The 6,963-nt window shown below is 71.8% G+C and carries 6 protein-coding genes and 1 pseudogene; 1 reads left to right on the forward strand and 6 read right to left on the reverse strand.

Going from position 1 to position 6,963, the window contains the following annotated elements:
• Positions 1-195: 195 nt before the first annotated feature.
• The 6 genes and pseudogenes from BJF79_RS28650 to BJF79_RS28675 form a co-directional block, all read right to left on the reverse strand.
• Complete coding sequence (locus tag BJF79_RS28650; protein ID WP_075902027.1) at positions 196-741, reverse strand: Clp protease N-terminal domain-containing protein; 546 nt, start codon at positions 739-741, stop codon at positions 196-198.
• Between the two features lie 2 nt (positions 742-743).
• Positions 744-980: a helix-turn-helix domain-containing protein gene (locus BJF79_RS28655; protein WP_075902029.1), complete on the reverse strand. Its 237-nt coding sequence runs from the start codon at positions 978-980 to the stop codon at positions 744-746.
• Between the two features lie 62 nt (positions 981-1,042).
• Entirely contained in the window at positions 1,043-2,062 is a 1,020-nt protein-coding gene (locus tag BJF79_RS28660; protein WP_075902031.1) for a hemolysin family protein, read from the reverse strand.
• Positions 2,059-3,462: a hemolysin family protein gene (locus BJF79_RS28665; RefSeq protein ID WP_083734063.1), complete on the reverse strand. Its 1,404-nt coding sequence runs from the start codon at positions 3,460-3,462 to the stop codon at positions 2,059-2,061. Before BJF79_RS28665 ends, BJF79_RS28660 begins: the two co-directional genes overlap by 4 nt.
• Positions 3,463-3,742: 280 nt before the next feature.
• A pseudogene (locus BJF79_RS28670) lies at positions 3,743-4,071 on the reverse strand (histone-like nucleoid-structuring protein Lsr2).
• 15 nt (positions 4,072-4,086) lie between these two features.
• Positions 4,087-4,443 carry a histone-like nucleoid-structuring protein Lsr2 gene (locus BJF79_RS28675; RefSeq protein WP_075902033.1) on the reverse strand — a complete coding sequence of 119 codons (357 nt, stop codon included), beginning with the start codon at positions 4,441-4,443 and terminating at the stop codon, positions 4,087-4,089.
• A gap of 243 nt (positions 4,444-4,686) precedes the next feature.
• Here BJF79_RS28675 and BJF79_RS28680 point away from each other — a divergent pair, with 243 nt between their 5' ends.
• Positions 4,687-6,789: a catalase gene (locus tag BJF79_RS28680; RefSeq protein WP_075902035.1), complete on the forward strand. Its 2,103-nt coding sequence runs from the start codon at positions 4,687-4,689 to the stop codon at positions 6,787-6,789.
• Positions 6,790-6,963 lie beyond the last annotated feature (174 nt).

A 6,963-nucleotide genomic window follows, 5' to 3' on the forward strand; every position in this document is an offset into this window, starting at 1 on the left:
CCGAACCCGAACCGGCGCCCGTGCCGCGGAAGGAACCGGCCGAGCCCGCGCCGAGCGACCCGTCCTGGGTCCGGGCGGAGTGCGCGCGGCGGTTCCCGGGCGATCCCGTCCGCACCCGGGCCTGCGCGGCGGCGCTCGGGTCGCGGTCCGGCGGCTGACGGGCGGCCGGGCCGCGGGGCGTCCGGGGACCGGGCCTCAGGCCGCCTCGGACGTCAGCATGCGGGTGATGTCGGAACGGAGTTCGGCCACGTCCGCGCCCGACTCCCAGGTGAGCCGCACCGCGCGGAAGTCGTCGTCGTGCAGCAGGCCGAGCAGGATGTGCCCGGCATTGATGTGCTTTTGCTTGAGCCGGATCGCGTGCCGCAGGCTCAGCTCCAGGGCCTTCTTGGCGTCCTTGGTGAACCGGAGGTGGGCCTGCGGCCGGCCGTTCCCGCGGCCCGGCGCGTCCAGGGCGCCCTCCCCGAAGCTGTCCTCGGTGGCCCGGCGGACGGCCTCCAGATCGATGCCGATGGCCCGCAGGGCGTCTCCGTCGAGATCGCCGCCGCCCGCCTCGCCGAGACGGGCCCGCAGCGCGGCCGCGTCGAGCCCGTGCTCGCGCAGCGTCCGGGCGGTGCCGCCGTCGGCGGCGACGAGCGCGAGTAGGAGGTGCTCGGTGCCGATGTACCCGTGGCCGAGGTCGCGGGCCTGCCCCTGGGCGCCGGTGACGGCCTCGCGGGCGTCCTTGGTGAACCGTTCGAACATTCCTACTGCTCCTTCTTCGGGAGGAGGCGGCGCCCGCCGCCGTGTTTCTTGTGGACCGCCTGCCGGCTCACGCCGAGGTGGTCCGCGATCTCCTGCCAGGACCAGCCGCGCTCGCGGGCGGAGGCGACCTGCAGGCCTTCCAGGCGCTCGGCCAGTTCGCGCAGCGCGCGGACGGCCCGCAGTCCCACCGCCGGATCCCGGCTGCCCGCCTCGCGGGCGAGCGTCACTCCATCGCTCATGCATGTCAATGTAGGTTGACGACCGGCCGTGCGTCAACCTTCGTTGACATGTCGCGGGCGGGTCAGCGGACCGCCAGCAGCGTGGTCAGCAGATCGTCCAGGCTGACCAGGCCCGCGACGCGGCCCTCGCCGTCCACCGCGAGACCCAGATGGCTGTGCTGCGCCCGCAGCGTCGCGACGGCCTCGCCGACCGGCGTCGTGATCGGCATCGCGGGCACCGGATGCGCGAGCTCGCCCGCGGTGACGTCCCGGCGGCGGGCGCGGGCCAGGTAGGCGTCGCGGACGTGCACCATGCGCGCCCGTCCGGCCCGGTCGAAGCCGCGCAGCATGATGCGGATCCGGCCGGTCCGCGCGGCCGTTTCGATCACCTCCTGCGGCGACGCGTCCGCCGGGACGGACACGATGGCCTCCACCGGGATCGCGAGGTCGGCGAGCGGCACGCGCACGGCGTCCAGCGCCGCCGTCAGCAGCGTCAGGTCCGTCTCCCCGATCAGGCCGAGCCGCCGCGACTCCACCGCGATGTTGCGGAGCTGCTCGGGCGTCCGCGCCGCCTTCCGGGTCGTCGTCGGCCGGAAGCCGATCGCCCGCAGCAGCAGGTTCGTCCCGCCGTTCAGCGCCGCCAGCACCGGCCGCATCACGATGCTGAACGCCCGGAACGGCGGTCCGAGGACGGTCGCCGACCGCTCCGGCGCCGTGATCGCCCACGACTTCGGCGCCATCTCCCCGACCACCATGTGCAGGAACGTCACCAGCGCCAGCGCGAGGACGAACGCGACCGCGTGCGACGCGCCGTCGGGGAGCCCGGCGGCGTGCGCCAGGGGTGCCAGCGTCTCGGCGAACACCGGCTCCGACACCAGGCCGAGCCCGAGCGAGCACATCGTGATCCCGAGCTGCGCGCCCGCGAGGGTCAGCGTCAGCTCGTCGATGCCGGCCACCGCCGTGCCCGCGGCCCGGCTGCCGTGCGCCGCCGCCCGCTCCAGCCGCGGCCGCTTGGCCGCCACCAGCGCGAACTCGGTGGCGACGAAGAAACCGTTGCCCGCCAGCAGCGCCAGCGTCACGACCGCGCCGAGCCCGAGGTTCACCGCCGCCCCCTCCCGCCGCCGTCCCCGTTCCCGGGCTCGTGCGGGTGCCCGTTTCCGTTCCCGGGCTCGTGCGGGTGCCCGTTCCCCTCCACGGTCCGGACGCGCACCAGCCCGGGGACGTGCCGCCGGACGGTCAGCACCTCGACGATCGCGGTCCGCGCGGGCTCGTCCAGCCGGGTCTGCGGCAGCGCGACGTCGACCACGTCGCCGGGCCGGGCGACGCGGCCGAGCCGCTGCAGCAGCAGGCCCGCGACCGTCTCGTAGTCGCCCTCCGGCAGCGCGATCCCCGTCTCGTGCTCGACCTCGTCCACCCGCAGCCCGGCGTCGGTCGTCCACCACTCGCCGCGGCGGATCGCCAGGTCCTCGTCCGGCTCGTTCTCGTCGGCGATCTCGCCGACCAGCTCCTCGGCGACGTCCTCCCAGGTGATGAGCCCCGCGAAGCCGCCGTACTCGTCGACCACGCAGGCCGGGGTCTCGCCGGCCGCCTGCAGCCGCAGCACGACCTGCGGCAGCGGCAGCGAGGACGGCAGCAGCAGCGGCGGCCGGGCGATGTCGCCGACGCGGGTGCGCGCCGCCGCATCGGGCGCGAGCGCCACCAGCTCCTCCAGCCCCACCACCCCGACCACGTCGTCGACGCGGGTGCCGACGACGGGGAAGCGGGACCGGCCCGTCGCGGAGATGATCTCGTCGAGGTCGGCGGCCAGGGCGGTGACCGGCACCGTCACGACGTCCACGCGGGGCACCATGACCTCCTCGGCGTCCCGCTCGGAGAACGCCAGCGCCCGCTCCAGCAGGTCCGCGTGGCCCGCCGGGAGCTGCTCGCCGGACTCGCCGATGATGTGCCCCAGCTCCTCCAGCGTCGCGCCGTGATGCAGTTCCTCGACCGGTTCGATGCCCACCGCCCGGACGAGACGGTTGGCGGACCTGTCGAACAGCCGGATCAGCGGCGCCGCCACGGTCAGGTACACCAGGGTGGACCCGGCCAGCGCGCGCGCCAGCGACTCGGCCTTCGCCAGTGCCAGGTTCTTGGGGAACAGCTCGCCCAGCACCATCTGGATCACGGTGGCCAGCGCGAACCCCAGCGCCACCGCGATGCTCCCGGTCGCCCCCTCCGGCACCCCGGACGCCGTCAGCGCGGGCGCGATCAGGTCGGCCAGCGCGGGCTTGGCGATGTACCCGACCACCAGCGCGGTGACCGTGATGCCGAGCTGCGCGCCCGACAGCATGAACGACAGCCGCCCCATCACCCGTACGGCCCGCGCCGCCGCGCGGTCGCCCTCGGCGGCCCGCTGGTCCATCGCCGGGCGGTCCGCGGTGACGAACGCGAACTCCTGCGCGACGAAGTACCCGGTCGCGGCGGTCAGCAGCAGGACGGCCAGCAGCCCGAGCGCGGCGTCCACCTCCGGCGCCCCCTTCCACGTTCGTCCGATGGCCTCCCTACCCCGTCCGAGGGGACCGATCGCGCCCGGGGGAGCGGGCAACGGGGCGATAAAGCCGACCGTCAGTGATTGGTTACATTTGCGGCAATTGTCCAGGGATTGTGACGGTTTCCGGGAAGAAAATACGTCCTGCGCCGAAGGTCGCGGACGGGGCCGAGCATGCGCGAGGCCGGGGTGATGAGAATTTCACCCCGGCCTCGAGAAGACGCCGAACGCCGCCGCGGTGCGCGGCGGGACCGCGCTAGTGCGCGGCTTCGTACTTCTCGATCACGTGAGCGGGGATACGGCCCCGCTCATTGACCTTGATGCCCCGGTTCTTCGCCCACTCGCGAATCTCGGCGGAGCGCTCCCGGCTGTTCGCGGTACGAGTGCCGCGACCCGTGCGACCGGTCGTCTTGCGCGCCTTGCGGGCGCCGCCACGAACGGCTCCAGACCCGCGCGGAGCTTGTCGGCGTTCTTCTTGCTCAGGTCGATCTCGTACGTGGTCCCATCGAGGGAAAAGCTGACGGTCTCGTCCGCCTCTCCGCCGTCGATGTCGTCCACGAGCAGGACTTCGACCTTCTGTGCCATGCGGGGACTCCCTAACTATGCGTCCGGCTTCGCGTCCGGATGAGCCTCGATGAATGCAGCATAGACCTCATCCGATATCTTGCCACGTTCGGAGACTTCGACGCCCTCTCGCAATGCCCACGAGCGCACATCCGCGTTCGTGTAGCCCTTGATCTTCGCGGTGCGGGACTTGCGTCCCTTCCCGGCGGGCTTGACCTCGGCGGCGTTCTCGATGAACGGCGCGAGACCGTCCAGCAACTCGTTCAGGCGCTTGTAGTTGTCGTCGCTCAAGTCGATCGTGAACGTACGATCCAGGACTTCGAAGTCCCGCTTGTCGACATCGGATCCTTCGGACCCGTCCATGTCGTCCACCCGAATGACCTTCTCGGCCATGTGTGCTCCGTGTTCCTTCCCCTCGCCAACGCGGCGTCCATGACCGTAGCGGATTCCAGGACCTGACACGTCCTCGTGCCGCATGACGACACGGAAAAAGGGTGCCGCACCGCCCGCCGTGCCGGGGCGCGCCCGGTCCGGCGGCGCGTCGCCAAAGTTCCGGTCAAGGCGGGCATGTCGCCGATGGTCTCGGGTAGCGGCGAGCACGGAGAGTCCCACCCGTGCGCGTCACAAGGAGCGAAGATGGTCGACGGCGGCCGCGACGACAAACAGGATCAGCTGGAACAGTGGCGGGTGAGCCCGGAAGGGGCGGCCCTCACGACCGACCAGGGGATTGCGGTCGACGACACCGACAACTCGCTCGCGGCGGGCGAGCGCGGCCCCAGCCTGCTGGAGGACTTCCACCTCCGGGAAAAGATCACCCACTTCGACCACGAGCGGATCCCGGAACGGGTCGTGCACGCGCGCGGCTCGGGCGCCTACGGACAGTTCGTCCTCACCGACTCCCTCGCGGACTACACCACCGCCGAGTTGCTCTGCGACACCTCGATCACCACACCCGTGTTCGTCCGGTTCTCGACGGTCGCGGGGTCGCGCGGTTCGGCCGACACCGTCCGGGACGTCCGCGGATTCGCGACGAAGTTTTACACCCGCCAGGGAAACTTCGACCTCGTCGGTAACAACATGCCCGTCTTCTTCATTCAGGACGGCATCAAGTTCCCCGACTTCGTGCACGCGGTGAAGCCCGAACCGTCCAGCGAGATCCCGCAGGCGCAGTCGGCGCACGACACCCTGTGGGACTTCGTGCAGCTGCAACCCGAGACGCTGCACATGATGATGTGGCTGATGTCGGACCGGGCGATCCCGCGCAGCTACGCGACCATGCAGGGCTTCGGCGTCCACACGTTCCGGCTGATCAACGCCGAGGGCCGTCCGACGTTCGTGAAGTTCCACTGGAAACCGATCCTCGGCACGCACTCCCTGGCCTGGGACGAGACCCAGAAGATCGGCGGGAAGGACCCCGACTTCAACCGCCGGGACCTGTGGGACCGCATCGAGGCGGGCGCGTTCCCCGAGTACGAATTGGGCGTGCAGCTCGTCCCGGCCGAGGACGAGCACAAGTTCGACTTCGACCTGCTCGACGCCACGAAGATCATTCCGGAGGAGGAGGTCCCGGTCCGTCCGATCGGCCGGATGAAACTGAACCGCAACCCGGACAACTTCTTCGCCGAGACCGAGCAGGTCGCCTTCCACACCGCCAACATCGTCCCCGGCATCGACTTCAGCAACGACCCGCTGCTTCAGGCGCGCCTGTTCTCCTACCTGGACACGCAGCTGATCCGGCTCGGCGGGCCGAACTTCCCGCAGATCCCGGTGAACCGCCCCGTGGCGCCGTCCCGCAACCACCACCGCGACGGCTACCACCAGATGGACATCAACGGGGCCCGCTCCGCCTACCACAAGAACAGCCTGTCGGGCGGCTGCCCGGCCGTCGGCGGCGCGGGCTCCTTCACCCACTACGCGGAGCGGGTCGACGGCGCCAAGATCCGCAAGCGGAGCGACAGCTTCCAGGACCACTACTCCCAGGCGACGCTGTTCTGGAACAGCATGGCCGACTGGGAGAAGGAACACATCGTCGGCGCGTTCCGCTTCGAGCTCGGCAAGTGCGAGCACATGCACATCCGCGAGGGCGTCGTCGGCCACCTCGGCCGCGTCGACCACGACCTCGCCGTGGCGGTGGCGAAGGGGATCGGCGTCGAGCCGCCCGGCACCGCCGCGGTCGCCAACCACGGGCGCAGCTCGCCCGCGCTGAGCCAGGCGAACTCGCCCGCCGACTCGGTGCTGGGCCGCAAGATCGCCGTGCTGGTCGCCGACGGCGTCGACTCGGCGGCCGTCGCGGCGATCGGCGAGGCGTTCACCGACCGGGGCGCGATCGTCGAGGTGCTCGCCGCCGCGGACGGCTACGTGCAGGCGGCCAACGGCGGCCAGGTCGAGGTCACGAAGGCGATGCCGACCGTGGCGTCCGTGCTGTACGACGCGGTGCTCGTGCCCGGCGGCGAGGCGAGCGTCCGCACGCTGTCGCAGGACGGCGACGCCGTCCACTTCGTCGCCGAGGCGTTCGTCCACTGCAAGGCCGTCGCCGCCGTCGACGAGGGCATCGGCCTGCTGGAGCGGGCCGGTCTCACCGGGGTGCGGTTCGCCGACGAGAGCGCGGGCGGGAACGCGGTGGTGGACCAAGGCGTTGTAACGACCCGAGGGCACGGCGGCGACTTCGCCGCCAGGTTCGTCGACGCCGTCGCCGCCCACCGGCACTGGACCCGCAAGAAGAGCCACGTGCCGGCCTGAGCGGCGGGCGGCTCCCGTTCCGGACGGGGCCGGGTGCGGTGCGCTCGGGGGCGCACCGCACCGGCCCGCCGACGCGCGCGTCCGTCCGCCGTCACCTGGGGCGGTGCGGCGGCGGGAATGAAACGGGGCCGCGGGGGCTTGATCAATGCAGATCCCCCGAATCCCCCTGGAGGC

Origin of the sequence: Actinomadura sp. CNU-125 (assembly GCF_001942465.1) — a bacterium.
Classification (GTDB): domain Bacteria; phylum Actinomycetota; class Actinomycetes; order Streptosporangiales; family Streptosporangiaceae; genus Spirillospora.

Excerpts from the sequence above, each read along its gene's own strand:
- BJF79_RS28650 (WP_075902027.1), bottom strand. The coding sequence starts at position 741 with ATGTTCGAACGGTTCACCAAGGACGCCCGCGAGGCCGTCACCGGCGCC.
- BJF79_RS28655 (WP_075902029.1), bottom strand. The coding sequence starts at position 980 with ATGAGCGATGGAGTGACGCTCGCCCGCGAGGCGGGCAGCCGGGATCCG.
- BJF79_RS28675 (WP_075902033.1), bottom strand. The coding sequence starts at position 4,443 with ATGGCCGAGAAGGTCATTCGGGTGGACGACATGGACGGGTCCGAAGGA.
- BJF79_RS28680 (WP_075902035.1), top strand. The coding sequence starts at position 4,687 with ATGGTCGACGGCGGCCGCGACGACAAACAGGATCAGCTGGAACAGTGG.